Here is an 859-nt window from a genome sequence, read left to right as displayed (position 1 = left end):
CCGAGAAGCACAACAAAACAAAATATACTCGATGTCGCAGAAGGACTTTTTGCTGAATATGGTTTCAATGATACGTCGCTAAGAACCATTACAGGCAAAGCAAATGTGAATCTTGCATCGGTGAATTATCACTTTGGTGACAAAAAGACGTTAGTGCGCGCGGTGTTGGACCGATACCTTGAAGCACTGATGCCGAGCATAAAGGCGTCTCTCATTGAGTTGAATACCCGCGAAAGCTACAACATGGACGAAGTGTTTGAATCATTACGTTTACCGCTGCGTACACTTAGTGATGTTAGACCAAATGGTACTGCACTATTTATGTTGTTGATTGGTCGAGGTTACACCGATGTACAAGGGCATTTACGTTGGTTTATCAGCACTCGATACTCAGAAGTATTGAATTTGTTTACTTTCTCTATCATGAAAGCAAACCCAGAGTTGACGGAAGAGTTGTTGTTTTGGCGATTACATTTCACGTTGGGAACGTGCGTATTTACGATGGCCTCTAGTCAAGCTTTGACCGAGCTGGCAGAAAGCAAATTTGAAAAAGAAATCGATGTGAAATCTGTCGTCGATTTACTGATTCCTTACTTGTCCGCTGGTATGTCGGCGAAATAGCCGCTCGATAACGACAAGTAAAAAGTGAAACCAATAATAAGGATTAGCCGCAAGCGGTGACGTGAACAAAAGGATCTGAACTATGAGCTCTCTACGAAGAAAATGGATTAGTGACCCAGCATTTAAAGTGTTTAAGAAAGTTCTTCCTCCGCTGTCGAGTACAGAAAAAGAAGCGATGGAAGCCGGTAGTGTATGGTGGGATGCCGAGTTGTTTTCTGGCAAGCCAAACTTTACGACG

Annotated in this window: 1 protein-coding gene; it reads left to right on the top strand. The window is 42.8% G+C overall.

Going from position 1 to position 859, the window contains the following annotated elements; translation table 11 throughout:
* Positions 1–621, top strand: a 621-nt coding sequence (locus R8N49_RS25980) for a TetR/AcrR family transcriptional regulator (protein ID WP_318190308.1), incomplete at its 5' end; no start/stop codon positions are given.
* Positions 622–859: the final 238 nt, after the last annotated feature.

This window comes from Vibrio sp. 1978 (genome assembly GCF_033344345.1).
This window is presented reverse-complemented; position numbering and strand designations above follow the sequence as displayed.